The 21,672-nt window shown below is 74.9% G+C and carries 16 protein-coding genes; 5 read left to right on the forward strand and 11 right to left on the reverse strand.

The annotated features are described in order from the left end of the window. Positions 1-10: 10 nt before the first annotated feature. From ACZ7KF_RS06685 to ACZ7KF_RS06710, 6 genes are all read right to left on the reverse strand, one after another. Positions 11-1,234, reverse strand: coding sequence for a sensor histidine kinase (locus ACZ7KF_RS06685; RefSeq protein WP_471069852.1), 1,224 nt, complete (start codon positions 1,232-1,234; stop codon positions 11-13). A 215-nt stretch (positions 1,235-1,449) separates the two neighbouring features. Next, entirely contained in the window at positions 1,450-2,820 is a 1,371-nt protein-coding gene (locus ACZ7KF_RS06690) for an FtsX-like permease family protein (RefSeq protein ID WP_471069853.1), read from the reverse strand. Positions 2,821-2,825: 5 nt separating this feature from the next. After that, positions 2,826-3,578, reverse strand: coding sequence for an ABC transporter ATP-binding protein (locus ACZ7KF_RS06695; protein ID WP_471069854.1), 753 nt, complete (start codon positions 3,576-3,578; stop codon positions 2,826-2,828). A gap of 86 nt (positions 3,579-3,664) precedes the next feature. After that, on the reverse strand, positions 3,665-5,359 hold the full coding sequence (locus ACZ7KF_RS06700; protein WP_471069855.1) for a tetratricopeptide repeat protein: 1,695 nt from the start codon (positions 5,357-5,359) through the stop codon (positions 3,665-3,667). 202 nt (positions 5,360-5,561) lie between these two features. After that, positions 5,562-6,839 carry an MFS transporter gene (locus tag ACZ7KF_RS06705; protein WP_471069856.1) on the reverse strand — a complete coding sequence of 426 codons (1,278 nt, stop codon included), beginning with the start codon at positions 6,837-6,839 and terminating at the stop codon, positions 5,562-5,564. Positions 6,840-7,099: 260 nt separating this feature from the next. Further along, a complete protein-coding gene (locus ACZ7KF_RS06710) occupies positions 7,100-7,477 on the reverse strand; it encodes a VOC family protein (RefSeq protein WP_471069857.1) in 378 nt (125 codons plus the stop codon). Positions 7,478-7,559: 82 nt separating this feature from the next. Between ACZ7KF_RS06710 and ACZ7KF_RS06715 the strand changes: the two genes are divergently transcribed. Then, on the forward strand, positions 7,560-7,889 hold the full coding sequence (locus ACZ7KF_RS06715) for an ArsR/SmtB family transcription factor (RefSeq protein ID WP_471069858.1): 330 nt from the start codon (positions 7,560-7,562) through the stop codon (positions 7,887-7,889). Between the two features lie 247 nt (positions 7,890-8,136). On the opposite strand, the gene ACZ7KF_RS06720 is transcribed toward ACZ7KF_RS06715, so the two are convergent. Next, the gene (locus ACZ7KF_RS06720; RefSeq protein ID WP_471069859.1) at positions 8,137-8,343 is read right to left on the reverse strand and encodes a hypothetical protein; all 207 of its coding nucleotides are present in this window, start codon (positions 8,341-8,343) and stop codon (positions 8,137-8,139) included. Between the two features lie 240 nt (positions 8,344-8,583). Between ACZ7KF_RS06720 and ACZ7KF_RS06725 the strand changes: the two genes are divergently transcribed. From ACZ7KF_RS06725 to ACZ7KF_RS06735, 3 genes are all read left to right on the forward strand, one after another. Then, a complete protein-coding gene (locus tag ACZ7KF_RS06725) occupies positions 8,584-10,422 on the forward strand; it encodes a glycoside hydrolase family 15 protein (RefSeq protein WP_471069860.1) in 1,839 nt (612 codons plus the stop codon). 154 nt (positions 10,423-10,576) lie between these two features. After that, positions 10,577-12,082, forward strand: coding sequence for an esterase (locus ACZ7KF_RS06730; RefSeq protein WP_471069861.1), 1,506 nt, complete (start codon positions 10,577-10,579; stop codon positions 12,080-12,082). 98 nt (positions 12,083-12,180) lie between these two features. Beyond that, a complete protein-coding gene (locus tag ACZ7KF_RS06735; protein WP_471069862.1) occupies positions 12,181-12,417 on the forward strand; it encodes a hypothetical protein in 237 nt (78 codons plus the stop codon). Positions 12,418-12,676: 259 nt separating this feature from the next. On the opposite strand, the gene ACZ7KF_RS06740 is transcribed toward ACZ7KF_RS06735, so the two are convergent. Next, complete coding sequence (locus ACZ7KF_RS06740) at positions 12,677-15,415, reverse strand: SpoIIE family protein phosphatase (RefSeq protein WP_471069863.1); 2,739 nt, start codon at positions 15,413-15,415, stop codon at positions 12,677-12,679. A 265-nt stretch (positions 15,416-15,680) separates the two neighbouring features. Continuing rightward, positions 15,681-18,227 (reverse strand): SpoIIE family protein phosphatase, encoded by a 2,547-nt coding sequence (locus ACZ7KF_RS06745; protein WP_471069864.1) that lies wholly within the window; start codon positions 18,225-18,227, stop codon positions 15,681-15,683. A 232-nt stretch (positions 18,228-18,459) separates the two neighbouring features. On the opposite strand from ACZ7KF_RS06745, the gene ACZ7KF_RS06750 reads away from it, so the two are divergent. Further along, positions 18,460-19,890: a hypothetical protein gene (locus tag ACZ7KF_RS06750; protein WP_471069865.1), complete on the forward strand. Its 1,431-nt coding sequence runs from the start codon at positions 18,460-18,462 to the stop codon at positions 19,888-19,890. 248 nt (positions 19,891-20,138) lie between these two features. Here ACZ7KF_RS06750 and ACZ7KF_RS06755 read toward each other — a convergent pair whose 3' ends face one another. Continuing rightward, the gene (locus ACZ7KF_RS06755) at positions 20,139-20,426 is read right to left on the reverse strand and encodes a DUF1232 domain-containing protein (protein WP_471069866.1); all 288 of its coding nucleotides are present in this window, start codon (positions 20,424-20,426) and stop codon (positions 20,139-20,141) included. A 26-nt stretch (positions 20,427-20,452) separates the two neighbouring features. Then, the gene (locus ACZ7KF_RS06760; RefSeq protein WP_471069867.1) at positions 20,453-21,670 is read right to left on the reverse strand and encodes a hypothetical protein; all 1,218 of its coding nucleotides are present in this window, start codon (positions 21,668-21,670) and stop codon (positions 20,453-20,455) included. Positions 21,671-21,672 lie beyond the last annotated feature (2 nt).

Below are 21,672 nucleotides of genomic sequence, written 5' to 3' on the forward strand. Positions count from 1 at the left end.
CCGTCACACGTCACAGCCGTGCCGGCAGCTCGGCGGTGACCACCGTGGGCCCGCCCGGCGGGCTGTCGACCTTCAAGACGCCGTCCACCGCCGCGAGCCGCTCGGCCAGACCGGTCAGGCCGGTACCCACGCCGAGTGCCGCGCCGCCGCGTCCGTCGTCGCGGACGCTCAGCCGGACGCGGCCCTCGCCCGCGCTCGCCACGAGTTCCGCCGAGCGGGCGCCGCTGTGCTTGGCGACGTTGGTGAGCAGCTCGGCGGCGCAGAAGTACACCGCCCGCTCCACCACCTGGTCCGGGCGCTCACGCAGGTCGAGGCGGACGGCGACCGGCACCGGCGAGGTGGCGGTGAGCCCCGGCAACGCCTCGTCCAGGCCGCCGTCCAGCGCCACCGGGTGGATGCCCCGGGTCAGCCGCCGCAGCTCGGCGATGGTGTCGTCGGTCTGGCCGCGCGCCCGGCCCACCAGGGTGCGCAGCCGCCCGAGGTCCGGGCCGGCGACCGGCGAGAGCGCGTCCTCGGCCAGTGAGAGGGTGAGGGCCAGGGCGACCAGCCGGGCCTGGGTGCCGTCGTGCAGGTCACGCTCCAGACGGCGGAGCTGGTCGGTGTTCTCCGCGAGCAGGGTGGCGCGCGCGGTCTCCAACTGCCGGACGCGCTGCTGGGCCCGTGCCGGGCCCAGCAGCAGCCGGGCGAGCCCGCGGTCGGCTCCGCTCAGCGCCCGGACCGCGCCGGGCACCGCGGCCAGCAGAAGCAGGCCCAGCGGAACGGAGGCGATGTCCAGCCAGGTGACCGGCCGCGGACCCGGTTCCAGCAGGCGGCCCCAGAGCGGCCAGCCGATCAGCCAGCCACAGCCGAGGGGGAGCGCCACGGCGGCGGCGAACCCCAGCACGCCGAGCGGCAACCGCAGCACCAGATACAGCAGCGTGCGCCAGGCCACCGGATCGGTCAGCACGACACGGCCCCGGGCGACCACACCCGCCGGGCGGGGCAGCCCGCCCGGCGTCTCGACGTGCTCGCCGAGCAACCGGCCGACCAGGCGCCGGTGCAGCCCGCCGAGACCGCGCGCGCCCCGCAGCGCGGCGACCACGAACGGCAGCCCGAGCACGGTGAGCGAGAGCAGCGCGCCCGCGTACAGCACGGCGAGCGCGTAGACGCCGCCGAGCAGCGCGAGCGGCAGCCCGAGCACGGCGAAGCCCCACTCACCGGCACGGAGGGAGAAGTACCGCCGCCGCTCAGCCACCTTCGCCCCCCGGCCCCCCGGCGGTCCCGCCCGCACCGGGCGACCGGGCCCAGCGCAGTCTTCCCCCGCCGGGCCGCGGCGTCCGTTCGGGGGGCGTCCCCGCGGGCGTCGGGCGCAGTCTTCCTCCGCCGGGCCGCGGCGTCCGTTCGGGAGGCGTCCCCGCGGCCGTCGGCACCCCGCCCGGCGCCGCGCTGCCGGCGGTGGCGGTCCCGCGTTCAGTCACGGCCGTCGCTCACCAGTTCCGCCGCAGGGCCCCGCACCGCCCGCAGACCCGTGGCCAGGATGCCCGGGACGGTCAGCGCCGCGGCGCCCGCGACGATCCGGCAGCAGGCGGCCACCGGGACGGACGGCACCGCCGACCCGGTCACCGACGCGCTGAACGCCGCCGACGCGGCGCCCGCGACCGCGGCACCGAGCACGACACCCAGCGCCGTGGTCAGCACCGCCTCCGCGGTCAGCATGCGCATCAGCTGCGACCGGGTCGCGCCGACGAGCCGCAGCAGCGCGAACTCCCGGCGCCGTTCGGCGGTCGCCGCCACCAGGGTGTTGACGGTGGAGACGGCGGCGAAGCAGACCAGCATCGTCAACTCGGCCCGGCGCAGCCAGACATCCGTGTCGGAGGTGACGTCGGCGGCCGTCATGCTCGCGGCGTGCCCTGCGGTACTCGTCATGATCGACATGGTGCCCGACAGCCCCACGAGCAGTGCGACCGGGACCACGGCGGACGACAGCCGCCGCGCGTACCCGCGCAGGTTGGCGTCGGCCAGCCACCCCGCGCCCGGGGCCAGGGCCCGTACCGGCCCGCCCAGTGCGGCCGCCAGGAAGCGCACCGCGAGCGGCCCCACCAGGGCGATCCCGATCAGCAGTACCAGCGAGCCGAGCAGAGCCGCCTGCCCCGCCTTGTCCGCCTGCTCCGCCGGCCGCGTGGCGGACAGCCGCAGCAGCAGGGCACCGCCGACCAGCACGCCGACGCCGGCGAGCAGGCGCGGCGCTCCCGTCCGTCCGTGCTCGGTGGAGCCGGCGGTGAGGGCGGCCGCGGGCGCCATCCGGGAGATCCGCCGGGACGCGACGGCCGAGGCCGCCAGGCCGACGGCGAGCGCGACGGCCAGGGCGACCAGCATCGGTACCGGCGTCCCCGGCCCCCGCACGCCCGGCGCCGCCATCCCCCGCCGCTGCAGCTCGGCGAGGAGGCGACGGGCCGCCGCCGCGCCGGCGAGCCAGCCCGGCGCGGTCACCAGCGACGTGGTGGCGACCACCTGACCGCGTACCAGCCGCCGTGCCTGACGGGGCGTCGCCGCGACGGTGCGCAGCAGCGCCAGCTCGCGGTGCTGCTGGCGCAGGGCGAAACCCAGCGCGTTGACCACCACGAAGAACGCGACCAGCACGGCGATCTCCCCGAAGGCGCCGGCGATCACCTTCAGTCCCGGTCCGTCGGCCGCCGTCCGGGCGGCCGTGGAGGCGGTGACGTCGGCGGCGAACAGCGAGCCGAACAACGTCAGGGTGGCGATGGCGAGGAAGAACGCGACCGCGAGTCCGACGAAGGCGGCCGGACGGCGGCGCATCTGCCCGAGGGCGATCGAGAGCATCGCACTCACCCGCCCAGCCGGCTCAGGCGTGCGCCGACCTGGGCGGCGGTGGGCCGGTGCAGCTCGTCCACCACCAGGCCGTCGGCGAGCAGCAGCACCCGGTCCGCGTACCCGGCGGCCACCGGATCGTGGGTGACCATCACGCAGGTCCGGCCGTCTCGGTCCACACCGGCGCGCAGCAGGGCGAGGATCTCGTGGCCGGTGGCCCGGTCGAGCGCGCCGGTCGGTTCGTCGGCGAACAGCACCTGAGGGCGGGAGACCAGTGCCCGCGCGATCGCCACCCGCTGCTGCTGGCCACCGGACAGCTGTCCGGGCCGGTGCCGCTCCCGTCCGGCCAGCCCCACCCGGGCGAGCGCGTCCAGCACGCATCCCCGGTCGGGCCGTTCACCGGCCAGCCGACCGGGAAGCTCGACGTTCTGCGCGACCGTCATCGCCGGCATCAGGTTGAACGCCTGGAACACGAACCCGACCCGGCTGCGCCGCAGCTCCGCCAGCCGCCGCTCGGGCAGCCGGGACACCTCGGCGCCGCCCCACCAGACGGACCCCCGCGTGGGCCGGTCCATCCCCGCGAGGCAGTGCAGCAAGGTGGTCTTGCCGGAGCCCGACGGCCCCATCACCGCCGTGAACGTCCCGGGTGCCAGGGACACCGACACCCCGCGCAACGCCCGCACCGCGGCGGCGCCGCGCCCGTACTCGCGATGCAGGTCCACCGCCCGGGCGACGGTTCCCGTCCCCGTATCTGTCGCCGAATCAGCCATGTCCTCATCCTGGGCGGGCGGCGTCCGGCGATCGATCGTGCCCGCACCCGAACTCGGGGTTCGGGAAACCGAACCCGGGGCGGCGCTCAGTGCTCGTCGGCGCAGCAGCCGTGTCCGGGCTCGGAGGGGGCGGCGGGGTCCAGACGGCAGAAGCAGGACGCCTCGATCGGCACGTCGGCCAGCGCGGCGGCGACCTTCAGCTGCTGAGCCACGATCCGTGCCTCCCCTTCCTTGCCGAGCCGCAGCAGGCACTCGTGGAAGCCGTGCAGGGCCCAGACGTTGCCGGGATGCTGCAGCGGGCGCGGCAGCGTGTCGTCGAGCCCGAGGTCGGCGCGGTAGACGGCCTCGGCCTCCGCGACGAGGCCCTGTTCGAGGAGCAAGGCGCCGTACGCGTGCCGGGTGGGCTGCATCCAGCCCCACGGCTCGTCGTAGGGCAGGCCGTCGTCCAGCTCGATCGACCGGCGCAGTGCCGCGAACGCCGCTTCGTGACGGCCCTTGCGGTACTCCAGCTCTCCGTCCAGCATCTGCGCGGCGATCGCCAGGATGTCCGCGCAGGTGTTGTTGAAGAGCATCCGCGTCTCCGGTACCCGGGCGACCGCCTCGCGGAACAGCTCACGTTCCGTCTCGGCCTCCTCGACCCGGCCCGTGGCCGACAGCGCGACTCCGCGCGCGTACCGCAGCATCGCCGTGGTCACGCGGTACAGCTGCGGGTCCGCGGGCATCGGCAGGCGCAGGACGTCGTGCCAGCGGCCGAAGCGGATGAGCACGTGCACCCGCATCGCGAGGAAGCCCTCCAGCCAGTCCGCCATGGGCGGGCTGTCCACGCGCAACAACTTCTCGGGCACGGCCGCTTCGAGCCGCTCCGCCGTTTCGAGCGCGTCCCGGAAGCGGCCGAGGAACATCGCGCCGTAGATCTTGAAGTGGAGGTTGTGGCACCGGTACAGGGTGTAGAAGTTCATCGCCCCGGCCGTGGCGAAGAACTTCTCGTCGGCCGCGATCGCCTCGGTGTTGTCCGAGATCACCCGGCGGTAGTCGCCGCAGAGCACTTCCAGGTGCGACGGCATGTGCCGGAGGTGGCCCGCGTCCGGCACCAGACCGCGCAGCCGGTCGCCCGCCGGCAGGGCGGCCTCGGGCGTGGGGGACATCTCCATCAGGTGGATGTACATGTGGAGGAGGCCCGGGTGCCGGGTGCCCGCCTCCGTGGCGAGCGCCCGTTCGAGTACCGCCTTGGCCTCGGCGGTGCGCGCGCCGGGGGCCGGGCCGCCCGTGCGGATGTCCCACAGCTGCCAGGGCGTGAGGTTCATCAGGGCGTCGGCGTACAAGGTGGTCACGTCGAGGTCGTCGGCCGCCAGCCGGTGGACGTCCCGCATGCTGTCGGCGTAGGCGGTGTTCCAGACGGAGCCGTCCTCGGCGTCCGGGGCCTCGGCCCGGGGGTAGCGGGCGCCCAGGGCGCGGACCAGGGCCTGCTCGACCGGGGTGGCACCGGCGGCCTTCGCGTGTGCGCGCCGCACGGCGGCATGCGCTCGCTCCACCGTCCGCCCGAGATCCTGTTCGTCGAAGAACTCCCAGGGCTTGTTGTAGTTGGGGCCGAGGGCGTAGGCCAGCCCCCAGTCGGCCATGGCGCAGTCGGGATCCGCCGCGGCGGCGGACTCGAAACAGCGGACGGCCTCCTCGTGGTGGAAGCCGTACGTCCAGTTCAGCCCGCGGTCGAACCACGTCTGTGCCTCGGCGGACGAGGTCGTCACGCGCCGGCCGTGGCCGCCGAGGTCGTAGTAGCGCATACGGGCTCCTCAGGGCTGACGTCCGACCGTCCCGGCTCCCGGAACGGCACGGCAGTGGCCGGTACGACGACCCTAGCGAAGGACGGAGCGGACACCGCCTCGTTCCGGCGGGAAACACCCACCCGAGGAAGCCCGGGCGAGCCGCGGCGGGCCGGGCGAACCGCGGCGGCCGGCTGATCGCCGTGCCTCGCCGCGCGGCCGGTCAGCTCACCGGCAGTGGCTCCGCCGCCTCCCGGGTCGTACGGCGGCCGGCCGTCAGGCGTGCGGCCGGGCCCATCGCGTACGCCGCGGCCGGCATCAGCGCGCCGAGCAGCAGCCAGCCGGGCGTGCCCCAGCCCAGCAGCAGCCAGGTCACCACCAGGGGGCCCAGGGTGCGGGCGACGGCCACGCCCGTGCCGAAGAAGCCCTGGTACTCGCCTGTCCGGTCGGCCGGAGCGAGGTCGAAGGACAGCTGCCACGAGCCCGCCGACTGCTGCATCTCGGCCACGACCTGCAGCACCGCGCCGGTGATCAGGATCGCCGCCGCGGGCCAGGCCGACCGCCCGGCCGACAGCGCGAACACCGCACAGGAGGCGAACATCACGAGCCCGGACCGGCGCAGTGTCCGCAGAGCGCTGCCGAGCCCCGTCACGGCCTTGGCCGCCCGCACCTGGAACAGCGTCACCGCCACCGTGTTGAGCACGAACAGCCCCGAGGCCAGCCAGGCCGGCGCCCCGGTCCGCTCGGTGATCCACAGCGGCAGCGCGAGGCTGAGCAGCGGCAGCCGCAGCAGCAGAACGGCGTTGAGGAGCGCGACCAGGGCGTACCGCCGGTCGCCCAGCACCGCGAACCGCCGTCCGCCGGCGACCGTGCCGCGCGCGGACACGGCGGCCACGGCGGGCACCGTGGGCACAGCGGTCACGGCGGGCACAGCGGGCGCCGTGGGCACGGCGGGCAGTCGCAGCAGGAACAGCGCGCAGACCAGGAAGCAGAGGGTGTCCAGCAGGAGCACTCCCCGGTACGCCGCCGCCGTCCCGGCACTCAGGGCGAGCCCGCCGAGAGCCGCGCCCACCGCGAGCCCGCCGTTCAGCGTCGACTGCAGCCGGGCCAGCAGCCCTGTCCGTTCCCCGGCCGGGACCAGCCCCGCCAGCAGTGCCTGCCGGGCCGCCGCGAGCCCCGACTGTGCGGAGGCATAGACGCAGGCCGTGAGGGCGAACGGGATGAATCCCCGCACCAGGAGGAAGCAGGCGACCGCCGCCGAGGTGCCCAGCGCCAGCAGCACGGACGTGCCGCGCGGCCCCCGCCGGTCGGCCAGGCCCCCGAGTGGCACCCCGACCAGCGAGCCGACCGCCCAGGCGAGGGTCAGCCCGAGCCCCACGCGGGCGGGAGCGAGCCCGGCGACACGGGTGAAGTACAGCGCCGAGGTCACGTAATAGGCGCCGTCGCCCACGGAGTTGGCGAGCTGGGCAAGCGCCAGGAGGCGCCGCGGTCGATGCGTCATGCCGATGACGCTAGAGGCTCGGTGGACCGCTGGGCAGTCCCATTCATCGTCGGTGTGAGTGGCCCAATGCGGATCGACGCGCGACTCGGAGGAGCCACGGCGCAGACGCCGGGAGGGGACGGGCCCTGGCCGCGAGCCGTCCGCTCACGGGCCGTCGGACCGGCGCCGGACCGCCCGTCGGCATGGTGCCTCGCCGTGGGGGAGGTCGGCACACGCGACCGGACCGCCCCGGCCGTCCCCCGGCCGAGCCGCCGGTCACCTCAGGCGAGTGTCGCTCGCGCCGCTGCGTGGAACTGCACGTACTCGACGGTCGCGCCTCCGGGGTGGCGCACGGTGAGGTTGTGGCCGGTGGGGACCTCGTTGGGGCCGTCGAGCAGCTCCCGGCCGTGTTCCTCGACGAGGCGCAGGACCTGGTCGATGGAGTCGACGATCGTGGTGGCGTGGGTGCCGCGGTACGGGGCGAGGGCCTCCTGCGAGCCCGCGAGCAGCAGATAGCCGCCCACGCTCGCGAGGTCCAGATCGCGGTAGGAGAACCGCAGGCTTGGCTGCTCCCCGGTCAGCTCGACGAAGGTCGGCAGTGCCACGTCCAGATCGTCGACGTAGACACGGGCCAGGGTGGCGAGCACGGTCACGGTCATCTCCTAGATCATTTCGACTTTCCCGAAACGTCGAAGTGATCTGCATACTACGGGTGTCGGCGGAGGAGGACGAGGAGGGCCGGTGGGACAACTCGATCACCCGGAGGGGGACTTGGCCGTGGTGCTCCACGCCTTGGGCGATCCGGTCCGGCTGGCGCTGGTGCGGCGGATGGCCGAGCACGGTGAGAGCGCGTGCAGCCCGGACGGCGTGGACGTGCCCCGGTCGACCCTGTCCCATCACTGGCGGATCCTGCGCGAGGCCGGCATCACCCACACCCGCCGGGTGGGGAAGGCCCGGCTGATGACCCTGCGCCGCACCGACCTCGACGCCCGCTTCCCCGGACTCCTCGCCGTCGTCCTGGGTGCCCCGGGGCCGGGGCCGACGGGAGCAGCGCTCGATCACGACATGTGACGACAACGGACGGCCTGTGACGACGTGGTGGCGATCCACGTCCCGCGCCGACGGGGTGGACGCCCGCGACCACGACATGCGACGCGGCGGCGACCCGCCCGTCCGGTCCCGCGGGGGCACCCCCTGCCGACGCGGGTCGGCTCACGTCGAGCGACGTACCGTTCCCGCCGCGCACATGACGCCGGCCGGGCGGGATCCCGCCCGGCCCGCTCCCCGTTCGATTCCCTTCGCTCTTCCCCGGACCGCCCTAGGGCAGCAGCTTCTCGATGGCCGCCGGGCCCTCCGACTCCAGCTTGCGACGCGCCCAGTCGAGGTTCTTGGGTGTGACGTCCCTGCCTGCCGCCATCACCATGTCCTCGGGGGTGACGTCCCTGGAGGGCGCGGAGTGGAGCAGGGCGTCCGGGGTGCAGACGTCGTCCGATGCGCGGGACTCTTCGGGTGTGGATGTCGACATGTTGCCTCCTCCTCGGTCCGGATGACCGCATCCGTGCCGGTGCCTCCGAACGGGGCACATACTCACCATTGCCCTCCCCGGCGCACCCTGCATCCGGAAGCGCCTGGGGAGCGGGTGAGGAGCGCCTTCCCACGCCATACGGAACCACACGCTCCTAAGCTGGAAAACACCCCGCGCCCGGGAAGTCCCCGCCGGGCGGGGACAGCGCACCGCACCGCACCGCTCACCGGGAGGCCGCCGATGCCCGGAACGCCGTTTCCCGAGGACGCCGTCCGCAGCCACCGCTACCTGCCGATCGCCGAGCACGGACTCATCGGCGACCTGCGCAGCGTCGCCCTGGTCGGCACCAACGGCACGATCGACTGGTACTGCTGCCCGTCGTTCGACTCGCCCAGCGTCTTCGCGGCGATCCTCGACGCCGAGCGGGGCGGACGCTTCGAGCTGGCCGCCGCCGTACCGGCACGCACCAAGCAGTTCTACTTCCCCGACACGAACGTGCTGATCACCCGCTTCTTCACCGAGGACGGCGTCGGCGAGGTGCAGGACTTCATGCCCGTGTGCTGCGACCGTTCCCGCGAGGGGTGCCGGCACCGGCTGATCCGGCGCGTGGTGTGCGTCCGCGGCACCGTGCCGTTCCGGGCCCTGATCGCCCCGCGCTTCAACTACGGCGCCGACCCGCACACCCTGCGGCTCCTGGACGGCATGACCTTCTTCGAGTCACCGGAGCGGTCCCTGGCGCTCACCTCCACCGTGGCGGTGGAGCACGACGGCCGCGACGCGTGGGCCGACTTCAAGCTGAGCGAGGGTGAGACGGCGGTGTTCGCCCTCGACCAGCTCGGCGACGAGGTGATGCCCCGCGGCTGCGCCCACGCCGAGGCGGAGCACGAGTTCAACGCCACCGTCACCTACTGGCGCAACTGGCTGCACCAGTCCCGCTACCGGGGCCGCTGGCGCGAGATGGTGCACCGCTCCGCCCTCACCCTGAAGCTGCTCACCTACGCCCCCACCGGCGCCATCGTCGCCGCCCCCACCACCAGCCTGCCCGAGCAGCTGGGCGGTGAGCGCAACTGGGACTACCGCTACGTCTGGGTCCGCGACGCCGCCTTCGCCGTCTACGCGCTCCTCAGGCTCGGCTTCAGCGGCGAGGCCGCGGCCTTCATGAACTTCCTGACCACGCACATCAGCCCCGGCGACGGCACCGCCTCCGGACCACTGCAGATCATGTACGGCATCGACGGCCGCTGCGACCTGCCGGAACGCGAGCTGCCGCACCTGGAGGGCTACCTGGGCTCGGCCCCGGTCCGGGTCGGCAACGCCGCGGCCGACCAGCTCCAGCTGGACATCTACGGCGCCCTGATCGACTCCATCTACCTCTACGACAAGTGGGCCCAGCCCATCTCCAGCGGGCAGTGGGACGACGTGTGCCAGCTGGTCGACTGGGTGTGCGACCACTGGGACCAGCCCGACGAGGGGGTGTGGGAGACTCGCGGCGGCCGCAAGGACTTCCTGTACTCCCGGCTGATGTGCTGGGTCGCCATCGAGCGGGCCATCCGCCTCGCCACCCACCGCGGACTGCCCGCCGACCACCGGCGCTGGCGCCAGGCCCGGGACACGATCTACCGCCGGATCATGGACCGTGGCTGGTCGGAGCGCCGGGGTGCCTTCGTGCAGCACGAGGACGCCGAGGTGCTCGACGCCTCGGTGCTGATGATGCCGCTGGCCAAGTTCATCGCGCCCACCGACCCGAAGTGGCTGTCCACCCTGGACGCCCTCACCGAGGACCTCGTCTCCGACTCCCTCGTCTACCGCTACGACCCGCAGGTCAGCCCCGACGGCCTCCGCGGCGACGAGGGCACCTTCTCCATCTGCTCCTTCTGGTACGTCGAGGCACTGGTCCGGGCCGGCCGGCTCGACGAGGCCCGGCTCGCCTTCGAGAAGATGCTCACCTACGCCAACCACCTCGGTCTGTACGCCGAGGAGATCGGCCGCACCGGCGAGCAGCAGGGCAACTTCCCGCAGGCGTTCACCCACCTGTCCCTCATCAGCGCCGCGTTCAACCTGGACCGCGCCCTCGGCTGAGCCCTCCGCCACGTCCCGGTCCGGCAACGGCTGTCACCGAAACGTCACAGCCCGTGCGCGCCCCACAACCACCCCCACCCCTCCCGGGTCGAACCATGCGCCGACACCGACCAGTCGGCTGACGGAACATCAACAACCCTCGGGGGTAAGGGACATGAACAGAAGCACCCGTCGCACCGCAGGCTCCGCCGCCGTCGCCGCGGCTTCCTTCCTGCTGCTGGCCTCGGCGGGCATCCTCGCCGCCCCGGCCGCGTTCGCGGGCGTACCCGGCGGTACCACCGCCGCCGACCGCAACAGCGACTTCAACGGCGACGGCTACACCGACCTGCTCACCGGGGCCCCCGAGGGCACCGTGGACGGCAAGGAAGGCGCCGGCTACGTCACGGTCCAGTACGGCGCCCCGAACGGCATCGGCACCGACACCACCGTCCCCAAGGGGCGGGTCCAGGTCGTCAGCCAGTCCACCAAGGGCGTGCCCGGCACCTCCGAGGCATGGGACGACTTCGGGCAGGCCGTCGCCACCGGCGACCTGGACGGCGACGGCTACGACGACGCGGTGATCGGCGCGCCCGGCGAGGACGAGGGCAGCGTCGCCGACGCCGGCCGGGTCACCGTCCTGTACGGCTCGAAGAAGGGCCTCGGCGCCGAACAGACCGCCTCGGTCACCGCGGCCAGGCCCACCGCCGGCGCCCGCTTCGGCCTGTCGGTGGCCGCCGCCCGGTTCACCGGCGACGTGGCCTCCGACCAGCTCGTGGTGGTCGACCAGGAAGTGGGCCTGACCGTGTTCACCTGGCACGCGGGCGTCCTGCGGCAGGTCGGCGCCCCGCACTCCACCGGCCACCGGCTCCAGCCCGCCTACGTCACCACCGGCGACTACGACCGCAACGGCTTCGCCGACCTCGTCGTCTCCGGCTACAGCCCCGACGACGACTACACCAAGGGCTGGTCGGCGTACTACGCGGGCGGCCCCGAGGGCCTCGCCTACCGGCGGGACCTGCACGGCGGCCTCGGCTCGGCCTCCGGCGACATCAACCGCGACGGCTACGACGACCTCGTGGTCGGCCAGCTCAGCGCCGCGGACGACGCGACCGGCGACGCGAACGCGCCCGGCGGCCTGGTCGGCGTCTACTACGGCGGCGTGGACGGCCCGGCCGGCACCCAGGGCCCCGGCACCGCCGCCCAGTGGTGGTCGCAGAACTCCCCGGGCGTCCCCGGCACCGCCGAGGACGGCGACGCGTGGGGCGCCGACCTGTCGGCCGCCGACGTGGACGGCGACGGCTACGCGGACGTGGCGGTCGGCGCGCCCGGCGAGGACATCGGCACCGTCGCCGACGCGGGCGCGGTCTGGCTGCTGCGCGGCTCCCGCACCGGACTCACCGGCGGCCACGCCCAGTCCTTCGACCAGAACACGGCCCACGTCCCCGGGACGGCCGAGGCCGACGACGCGTGGGGAGCCCAGGTGCGCCTCGCGGACACCGACGGCGACGGCCGTGCCGAACTGGTGGCCGCGGCGCCCGGCGAGAACGCGGGCGACGGCGCGGTGTGGCTGCTGCCCGCCGGCGGCGACGGCCTGCTCGCCGACGGCTCCTGGTCCTACGGCGCCGCCGCCCTCGGCGGCCCCGCCCACGCGGCCCGCTTCGGCGCGGTGATCGACGAGTAGCACCGGCCCCGATCGGACCGTGTGTCCGCAGGTCGCACGGGTACCCGGGGGATCCGCAAGCGGATCGACACAGGGTCGACAGAAGGAGGAGACCCCGGATGACCAGCACCAGCGAGACCGGCGACGTCACCGGCACCCGCGACAAGGACTACAACCTGATCTGGTACGTCGAGGCGTGCCTGAACAACGCCCTGCGGCTGGAGCAGTACATCCAGGACGCCGAGCGGGAGAAGGACGACGAGGTCGTGGACCTGTTCCGCAAGGCCCAGGCCGACAGCCGCAAGGGCGCCGAACTGGGCAAGCAACTGCTGCGCTCGCGGCTGGGCGGCGGCTGAGCGCCGTCCGGTTCGGGCGAACCGGGAATTCGGAACGGGCCCGGCGGACCGCACGGACGCCCGGTCACCGCGCGACCTCGTGCCCCCGAGGGCACGGCGAAGCCGGTGAACCGCGCGACGTTCGTCCGCCGGGCCCGCGCCGTCCCCGGGAGCGGTGGACGGACCCGCGGTCGCGGTGCTCGCGCGCGAGAACAGGCCGGAGACCACCGCTCGCGTTCGCCGTCCGACGTTTCTCGGCTTCACGGGTGGCGGGGACCGCTCAGGGCAGTGGTTGCTCCGCCCAGATCACCTTGCCGTTCGGGGTGTACCGGGTGCCCCAGCGCTCGGCGAGCTGGGCGACCAGGAACAGGCCCCGGCCGCCCTCGTCGGTGCTGGCCGCGTACCGCAGATGCGGCGAGGTGGTGCTGCTGTCGGAGACCTCGCAGATCAGCGTGCGGTCGCGCAGCAGCCGGACGCCGATCGGATCGCGCCCGTAGCGGATGGCGTTGGTGACCAGCTCGCTCAGGATCAGTTCCGTCGTGAACGCCAGTTCCTCCAGGTCCCAGTCGGCCAGCTGCCGGGTCACCCAGGCCCGCACGTCGGACACCGCGGCCGGATCGGGCGGCACCTGCCACTGCGCCACCTGGTCGGGCCCCAGCCCCCGGGTGCTGGCGACGATCAGCGCCACGTCGTCGCTCGGCCGGGCCGGGAGCCGGTCCAGCACGGTCCGGCAGGTGTCCTCCGGAGAGGCGCCCGGCGTCCGCAGCAGGGCGTCGCGCAGCATCCCCAGCCCCTCGTCGATGTCCCGCTCCCGGTCCTCCACCAGACCGTCGGTGTAGAGCACCAGCCGGCTGCCCTCCGCCAGCTCCAGTTCCGCCGTCTCGAACGGCAGCCCGCCCAGGCCCAACGGCGGCCCCGCGGGCACGTCCGCGAACTCCACGCCGCCGTCCGGGCGCACCAGGGCGGGCGGCGGATGGCCGGCCCGGGCCAGGGTGCACCGACGCGACACCGGGTCGTAGATCGCGTACAGGCAGGTCGCGCCCGTCACCACGGCCGTGCCCGCCGCCGTCGTCTCGTCCTGGTCGATCCGGCCCACCAGCTCGTCCAGCAGACTGAGCAGTTCGTCCGGCGGCAGGTCGAGCGAGGAGAAGTTGTGCACGGCCGTCCGCAGCCGCCCCATGGTCGCCGCCGCGTGCAGCCCGTGCCCCACGACGTCCCCGACGACGAGCGCCACCCGGGCACCGGACAGCGGCAGCACGTCGAACCAGTCGCCGCCCACCCCGGCCTGGGCCGGCAGATAGCGGTAGGCGAGGTCCAGCGCGCCCTGCTCGGGCAGGCTGCGCGGCAGCAGGCTGCGCTGGAGGGTGACCGCCATGCTGTGCTCGCGGGTGTACCGGCGGGCATTGTCGATGGACACCGCCGCCCGCGCCACCAGTTCCTCCGCCAGGGCCAGCTCCTCGGCGTCGAACGGCTGCGGCTTCTCCGCCCGCCAGAAGTTGGCCACGCCCAGCACCAGACTGCCCGCCCGCAGCGGCACGGTGATCATCGAATGGATGCCGTACGCCAGCACGTGGTCGGTGCGCTCCAGGTCCTGTGCCCGCCAGCCGGGTTCCTCGCGCAGCTCGGGCGCCACGACCGACTGCCCGGTGGTCAGCGCGCGGGCCTGCGGCGAAGTGGCCACGAAGCGGATCCGCTCGCCGACCGGGTACAGCGGGGCGTCCTTGCGGACGCCCGCACAGGCCACTCGGCGCAGCGCCGTCCCCGGGCGCGGCTCCTCGCCGTTCAGCACCGGGTCGAAGAGGTCCACGGTGGCGAAGTCCGCGAACCGGGGCACGGCCAGCTGGGCCAGCTCCTCCGCGGTCCGGGTCACGTCCAGGCTGGTGCCGATGCCCACCCCGGCGTCGTACAGCATGTTCAGCCGCTCCCGGGCCACTTCCGCCCGGCCCGACAGGGCGCGCAGCTCGGTGGAGTCGCGCAGCGTGGTGACGCTGCCCGGGGGGCCGCCGCGCAGGTCCGTGGGCCGCTGGTTGATCGCCAGCAGGCGGTCCTTGACCAGGTGCACCTCGTCCGTGGCGACCCGTCCCGAGGCCAGCAGTCCCGCCGTGTCGTCGTCCAGGCCCAGCTCCAGCACGTGCCGCTGCTCGGCGTTCTCGGGCAGGTCGAGCAGCCGCTGGGCCTCGTCGTTGGCGAGCAGCAGCCGTCCGTCACCGCCGACGATCAGCACGCCCTCCCGGACCGCGTGGAGCACCGCGTCGTGGTGCTCGTACATCCGGGTCATCTCGTACGGTCCGAGGCCGTGCGTCTGGCGCAGCAGCCGTCTGCTGACCAGGGCGGTGCCCGCGGTGGCCAGCACGAGGGCGGCGGCCGCCGCGGCGAGCAGCAGCGGCAGTTGCTGGTCGGCGGCCCCGCCCACGTGCGCGGTGGTGATCCCGGACGACACCAGGCCCACCACCGTGCCGGTCGAGTCCTTCACCGGCACGATGACCTGCACCAGCGGGCCGATGGTGCCGGTGATGTGCTCGGTGACGGTGTGGCCGGCCAGGGCCGGGCCGATGTCGCCGACGAATTTCTTGCCGATGCGGTCCCTGTTGGGGTGCGTGTAGCGGATGCCTTCGGTGCTCATCACGACGAGGAAGTCCACGCCGGTCGCCTTGCGGGCGGCCTCGGCGCGCGGCTGCAGCACGGCCGTCGGGTCGGGGGAGCGCAGGGCCGCGGCCGTGCCGGGCGCGTTGGCGAACGTCTCGGCCACGGCGAGAGAACGGTTGGTCGCCTCCACGTCGCTGTCGTGCCGTACCTGGAGGACCTGGGCCACCACCGCCGAGACGACCAGCAGCAGCACGATCACCACTTGCAGGACGAACACCTGACCGGCCACGCTGCGCCCGGTCACCGCCGACCGGAGCACGCCGGGTCGGCCGCCGCCGGTGCCCGCTGCCTCCCGCGGCGGTCTGTACGGTGCGCGCGGGCGCCCGAAAGATCGGGACGGCCGCGTCACGGACCGGCCGGGCAGTCGCACCATGTGCCCATGTCTACACTGCTCCGCGCCGTAGGGCGAGACCGTCACCCGAGGTGGCGACCGCCGACCGTACGGCACCCCTCCCCGGCGCGGCCCGGGCGGCACGTGTCGGGCAGTCACGGTACGGGGGCGCCGGGTGGTCGGCCGGTTCGGTGACCGGCTGTCCGGGGGCGGACGGCGGTCCGGTCCGGTGTCCGGCTGTCCGGGGGCGGACGGCGGTCCGGTCCGGTGACCGGCTGTCCGGCGCAGGGCAGCGGGGCCGGTTCGGTCAGCGGCCGTACGGGGGTGCCGCGCGGCCCGCCGGGCGGTTCGGCCATCGGTCGCGCGAGGGTGCCGCGCGGCGGGCGGCCAGCAGGAGAGCCATGTCGTCGGGGCGGTCGATGGCGTGCCGTGCGGTGGCGGTGAGCCGGTCGGCGACAGCCGCCAGGGACCGCCGGCCACGCCGGCCGACGGCGGCACCGGCCTTCGCGAGCGCCAGCCGCAGCGCCGCGATCCCCTCGTCGATGTCGGCGCCCGGCCGCTCCACCAGGCCGTCGGTGTACAGGGCGAGGATCGCGTCCGGCTCCAGCAGCAGCTCGGTCACCGGGTACCGGGCGTGCGGATCCACCCCGAGGACGACACCGCCCGGCACGTGCAGCACCCGGGTACGGCCGTCGGCGCAGCGCAGCAGCGGCGGCGGGTGGCCCGCCCGGGCGATCCGGACCCGCCCGTCCGCCGGGTCCAGACGCAGATAGCAGCAGCTGGCGAACTGGCCCGGGTCCAGATCGATCAGCAGATGGTTGGTACCGCTCAGCACCTCGTCCGGCGGCCGGTCGCCCAGTGCGAACGCCCGGACGGCGCTGCGCAGCTGGCCCATGGTGGCCGCCGCCTGCACCCCGTGCCCCTGCACATCGCCGATGACCAGCGCGAGCCCGTCCCCGGCCTCGACCACGTCGTACCAGTCGCCTCCCACGTCCATGCCCTGGGTGCCCGGCAGATACCGGCCCGCGGTCTCCACTCGCGGATGTGTCGACAGCCGGCGCGGCAGCAGGGCCTGCTGCAGCCCGCGCGCGAGGGCGGCCTCGCTGTCGTAGCGGCGCGCCCGTTCCATCGCGTGCGCGATCAGCCCGGCGAGCGCGGTGAGGACCGTGCGCTCCTCCGTGCTGAAGCCGCGCGGACGGTCGAAGCCGAGGATGCAGGAGCCCACCGGACGGCCCGAGGCGATCAGCGGCAGGAAGGCACGGGCCCCCACGTCCGCGTCGAGCGCGAGACCCGGATAGGCGGCCCCCAGCTGCTGCATGGACTCGAAGAACAGCGGCCGGCCGGTCGTCAGGGTCTCCACGCCCGGAATGCGCGCGTCGAGACCGACGCCGTCGAACGGGGCGAGGAAGCCCTGCGGGAACCCGGTCTCCCAGGCCAGGTAGAGATGCCACTCCTGGAGCAGGTAGATGGCGAGCCGCCGGCCGCCGAACGCGGGCAGCAGCTCCTGCATGACCACCTCCGACACCTGCCGGGCGGTCACCGCGTCCGTCAGCGCGATGGCCAGCGCGATCGGCCGGTACAGCGGAGCCATCGTGTGGTCGCCCGCCGCGGTGTCCTCCGGGACGTGTGCCGCGGGGGCCGGCCCCGCCTCGGGGTCCATCCTGCTGGCCGGAACCAGCGTGCAGGTCAGCAGGTCCTGGCCCGGATGCACCGACACGGCCAGCCAGTCGCCCTCGCCGGGCCCGTCCCGGGCGCGGGCCGGCCGGCGCGCGTGGAAGTGCACCGGGTCCGGGGAGAGCAGGGCGCCGCGCAGATGGTCGTCGTACGGCGGCCCGGTCAGCCAGGGCATCGCGTCCCACAGCGCACACCCGAGCAGCCCCTCGCGCTCCCGGCCCGTGAGCCGGGCCGCCGCGGGGTTGGCGTACACGATCGTCCCCAGCCGGTCCAGACAGAACACGCCCTGCGGCAGCAGGTCGGCCGCGCCCTCCGCGGCGGTGGCGGAACCGGGGTCGAGGACCACCCCGCCGACCGCCGGCCCGACGCCGTTCGCGTCTGCCGGCCACAGGTGCAGCAGCCGGGGCGTGCCGTCCCTGGCCCGCAGACTCAGCGGCGTGCTCGGCGGTTTCCCGGCGGCCGCGTCGCGCAGCGCGGCCAGTATCCGGTGCGCGTCGTCCGGTGCCACGGCGTCCGCCAGCGCCGCCGCCGTCCCCACCGGCCCGGGGCCCAGGCCGAGGAGGGCGTGCAGCCGGTCGTCCGCGGCCACCGCGGAGGTCACCGGATCCCAGCTGAACCGTCCCACGGCAACCTGCGCGGACCGGCTCGCGGGCGGGCGTACGCACATCGGCTCCCCGTCCCAGCGGACCGCGCTCTCGTCCCCGTCGGCCAGCCCGAGCAGTTCGGCACCCAGGCCCTCGGCCAGCCGGGCGAGCAGTTCCCGGTCGAGTTCCTCCTCGGCGTCCGTCATGGTCGGGCGGAGCACCGTGAGCACCCCGAGCGGCTCGGCCCCGCCCGGCACCGGTACGTGCACCGACCCGAACGGGAAGGGCAGGCCGGCCGCGAACTGCGGATAGCGGCGCATGGTCTCCGTGGCGTTCGGGAGGACCACCTGGACGCCGAGCCGGTAGGCGTCCGCCACGGGGAAGGGACGGTCGATGTGCAGCCGCCACCAGGGCTTGAACAGCGGTCCGGGGAGCCCGGCGAGCACCGAGAGGCGCAGCAGGCCGGGGGTGCCGGACCGCAGATAGACGCCGGCCACCCGGCCGCCGGCCGCGCCGAGCGCGCCGGTCGAGGCATCGGCCAGCAGCGCGGTCAGCCGGGCCCGCGTGCGGACCGCCTGCTCGTCGCTCCCAGCCATCGGCCCTACCTCGTCCCGTGCGCCTCCGGTGGATGACACAGCAAGAATGCGCTACGACGCGCGCGGAACGCACCTGGGCGGAGGCGGGGAAGGGGGGAGGGAGGAAAGGCGGCTCACACCAGTGCCCCGCCCGAGTGGCGGGGGCCAGGAGCCGCTCCTAGTAATGGACTGCGTCATGACGCGTCCGCACACGGGGGCGTCGGCGCGGTCGCCCCCTTCTCCTGGAGCCGAGATGACCAGCCGCTCTTCGTCACCCCGTCCCGACGACTCGCTGATACCTCCGGCACCGGCAGCCATCGGCCTCCCCACCCCGGCCCCCAAGGTCCTGATGCTGCCCGCACGCCTGACGGAGGAGCTTCCCGACCCCCACCGCCGCACGGACGACGCCCCGCACGACGGCCGGGCGGACGAGGGCCCGCGCGGCGACCGGGTGGACGACGGACCGCCCGGGGACCGTGCCGACGACGGACCGCCCGGCAACCGTGCCGACGACGGACCGGACGACTGCCGCGCGCTCGACGGCCCGCACGGTGAGCGCGTGGACGAGGCCCAGGAGGACGACCAGGGGGACGGGGACGACCAGGGGCACGACGGCCCGTACGGCGACCCCTTGCAGGGCCTGGTCCACGCGGCCGTCGCCGATCGTCCGCTGGAGGACGTCGTCCGGCTCATCACGCTGCTGGAAAGCTCGCCCGAGCATGCCCGGGCGACGGCCGCCGCGCTGCGCGCGGCCGCGGTCGACCGGTCCGTGGAGGACGTCAGCCGTCTCGTGGCCCTGCTGACGGCGTCGCCCCGGGGGACCGACAGCGCCGACGAGGCGATCCGCGCCGCCGCCGAGCGCCGCCCCCTGGAGGACGTCTCCCGGCTGGTGCGGCTGCTGCACCGGACGCCGGTGGAGCGCCACTGCGGGGAGGAGGCCGTCCGGGCGGCGGCCGTCCACCGGCCCGTCGAGGAGCTGGCCGAGCTGATCGGCCTGCTGGCCGCCGACCCGAAGGCGCCCGAGCACCCGCCGTCCGAGCCGATGGGTCCTCCCGCGCCCGCCGACGCCCTGCCCGCCGACGCCCTGCCCGTGGACGCCCTGCCCGTGGACGTCGTGCGTGTGCCCGGCGTGCCCGTGCCCGCCGTCGTGGCCCCGGCCGTCGCGCGGGACCCGCAGAACCCGCAGAACCCGCAGAACCCGCAGGACTCGCAGGCCCGGCCCGCCGGTGAACGGCCGGCGAAGAAGCAGCGAGCGGCCCGGGAGCGGGCCGGGGACGGCCGGGCACCGGCGGCGTGCGTGTGGGCCGCCCGGGCTGCCGCCCTGCTCGTGCTCCTGTGCGGGGCGGCGCACATGCCGCGCTACTGGACCGGGCTGTCCCACGGCACCCTCGGGACCACCCTGCTCACCTCGGCGGTGTGCGGACTGCTGGCGCTCGCTCTGACCGCGCGGGCGGCCCTGCTCCGGCTCGTCGCGGCGACGGCGTCCGTCGGTGCCACGGCGGTGCTCGCCGCGGCACCGGTGCTCGGCGGACGGTTCGGTCTGCCGGACCCGGCCCGGCTGGCGGCGGCGACCCTGGCCCCGCCCTGGCTGGCCGGCCCGGTGGCCGCGACGGCGTCCCTCGGCGCACTGGCGGTCCTGCTCACCGCCCTGACGGCGGGCAGGGCCCCGCGCGGCGGCGGTTGAGCGAGCACGGCCTCGGACTCCGGCCCTCCCGGCAGGCCGGTCGATCGGGATGACGGGGCTTCACGTGAGGATCTGCTGCCGCGTTCGGACGAGGACGATCCGCTCGGCGCCGCGCCGGGACGCCCGGCCGGCCAGGGGGGCACGCGCGGCACGTCGACGCCGACGGCCACCCCCGGGACCGTCGGGACATCCGGTACGCCGGTGAACAGGGCCCGCACCCCACCACGGTGCGGCATGCCGCAGCCGGGTCAGATCCCGCTCGTGCCCCGCGGCAGCGGCCGGGCCGCGCGCAGGCTGCGCAGGGCGAGGAGCAGGACGCCGATGTCGTCCAGGTAGACCGGATCGGGCAGCAGATCGGTGGGCAGCAGCAGATACGCGACCGCGCCCCAGAACACCCACCGCGGCCCCGTCGGCAGCCCCGCCCGCCGCAGCGTCCGCCGGGCCCGCACCAGCCGTACCAGCAGACCGACGGCGACGGCCAGCAGGGCCGCCGCGGCAACGGCCCCGATCACCAGCAGGGTCGTGGTCGTGTCCATCCTGGCTCCTTGTCCGGGTCCGAAGGCTACGACGGCCGGTCGTCCGGGGCGCGGTCGGCGGCCGTGCCGTCGTCCTCCCGGACCGGGCCGACCGGTGTGCCGTTCGACGAGGCGTCCGCGGGCGGCTGCGGCTGCTGACGGCCCTTGGCCGTGAGCTTCAGCCGTTCGAACGTCCGCGTCAGCTGCTGCAGCGCGCCCGGTGTCCGGGTACCCGGCCGTTGCTGCGGCAGACCCGGCGGGGGCACCTCTCGGTACGCGGCGAGAGCCTCCAGCGCCTGCTCGGCGGCCTGCTTGTACAGATCCCGGGACTTCGTCATCGCCTCCAGCGCGTCGACGTACATGGCGACCAGCCGCCGCTCGCGCTCCAGCTCCTCCTGAAGGGTCATCAGGGTCCAGTTCTCGCGCAGGTCCGTCAGTGCCTCCTCGGCGTCCCGCGGCAGCGGCCGGGGCAGGGCGACGAAGCGCCGCAGGGCCGCGACGAGTTCGGCGGGCTCCGTGCCGTCCAGGAAGACGTTGCGTACCCCGTGCTCCCGGCTGTCGTAGCCGTCCGGCGCCGGATCCGGCGGCAGCAGCACCGCGCCGCCGCGCGGCACCTCGACGCCGAGGTCCTTCAGCGCCCAGTTGACACCGCGCAGCTGCTGCGGGGCGGCCCGGTGCTCGACCACGCGGTGCCGCAGCCCGGGCGGCAGCAGCCGCGTCAGTGGCAGCCGGCCCTGCTCGTCCGGCGTCATCGCCTCGTGCACCACGACATGGACGCACCACGCCTCCCGGGCCGCGTCCCGCAGCCGTCGGCGCATCTCCTTGTCGTCCTCGGGCAGCGCGTTGACCTGCCGGAAGCGCAGACCGGCGACCGTGGGGTGGTGGTCCCAGGAACCGTCGTCACCCGTGTCCGAGCCGCCGTCGGGCCAGAACAGGGTCGCGGGCGAGGGCCAGGCGTCGTCCCACGGGCGCTCCGCCTCCGCGACCAGCCGCCAGTCGTGGTGCTGCGGCCGGCTCTGGTGCGGTACGAGGGTGAGCCGGGCGCGCACGGTCACCGTGCCGCCGGCCCGCCAACGGGCCTCGAAGACCCGCCGGCCGGGGTCCTCGGCGACGGGCGGCTCGGCGAAGTCGTCGATGTCCCCGCTCTCCCGGCGGCGGCGCAGGGTGCGGCGGACGACGTCCTCGGGCCCGGGGCCGGAGTGGCGGCCCCGGGCCGCCCAGAGGGTCTGAGGGACGGTGGCGTGGTCGGTGGCGGAGTTCGACATGA

The sequence above is a fragment of the Streptomyces sp. NPDC038200 genome, assembly GCF_055600785.1.

Coding starts and splice junctions, on each gene's coding strand:
- ACZ7KF_RS06690 (WP_471069853.1), bottom strand. CDS start 2,820: ATGCTCTCGATCGCCCTCGGGCAGATGCGCCGCCGTCCGGCCGCCTTC.
- ACZ7KF_RS06695 (WP_471069854.1), bottom strand. CDS start 3,578: ATGGCTGATTCGGCGACAGATACGGGGACGGGAACCGTCGCCCGGGCG.
- ACZ7KF_RS06700 (WP_471069855.1), bottom strand. CDS start 5,359: ATGCGCTACTACGACCTCGGCGGCCACGGCCGGCGCGTGACGACCTCG.
- ACZ7KF_RS06705 (WP_471069856.1), bottom strand. CDS start 6,839: ATGACGCATCGACCGCGGCGCCTCCTGGCGCTTGCCCAGCTCGCCAAC.
- ACZ7KF_RS06710 (WP_471069857.1), bottom strand. CDS start 7,477: ATGACCGTGACCGTGCTCGCCACCCTGGCCCGTGTCTACGTCGACGAT.
- ACZ7KF_RS06720 (WP_471069859.1), bottom strand. CDS start 8,343: ATGTCGACATCCACACCCGAAGAGTCCCGCGCATCGGACGACGTCTGC.
- ACZ7KF_RS06725 (WP_471069860.1), top strand. CDS start 8,584: ATGCCCGGAACGCCGTTTCCCGAGGACGCCGTCCGCAGCCACCGCTAC.
- ACZ7KF_RS06730 (WP_471069861.1), top strand. CDS start 10,577: ATGAACAGAAGCACCCGTCGCACCGCAGGCTCCGCCGCCGTCGCCGCG.
- ACZ7KF_RS06735 (WP_471069862.1), top strand. CDS start 12,181: ATGACCAGCACCAGCGAGACCGGCGACGTCACCGGCACCCGCGACAAG.
- ACZ7KF_RS06740 (WP_471069863.1), bottom strand. CDS start 15,415: ATGGTGCGACTGCCCGGCCGGTCCGTGACGCGGCCGTCCCGATCTTTC.
- ACZ7KF_RS06745 (WP_471069864.1), bottom strand. CDS start 18,227: ATGGCTGGGAGCGACGAGCAGGCGGTCCGCACGCGGGCCCGGCTGACC.
- ACZ7KF_RS06750 (WP_471069865.1), top strand. CDS start 18,460: ATGACCAGCCGCTCTTCGTCACCCCGTCCCGACGACTCGCTGATACCT.
- ACZ7KF_RS06755 (WP_471069866.1), bottom strand. CDS start 20,426: ATGGACACGACCACGACCCTGCTGGTGATCGGGGCCGTTGCCGCGGCG.
- ACZ7KF_RS06760 (WP_471069867.1), bottom strand. CDS start 21,670: ATGTCGAACTCCGCCACCGACCACGCCACCGTCCCTCAGACCCTCTGG.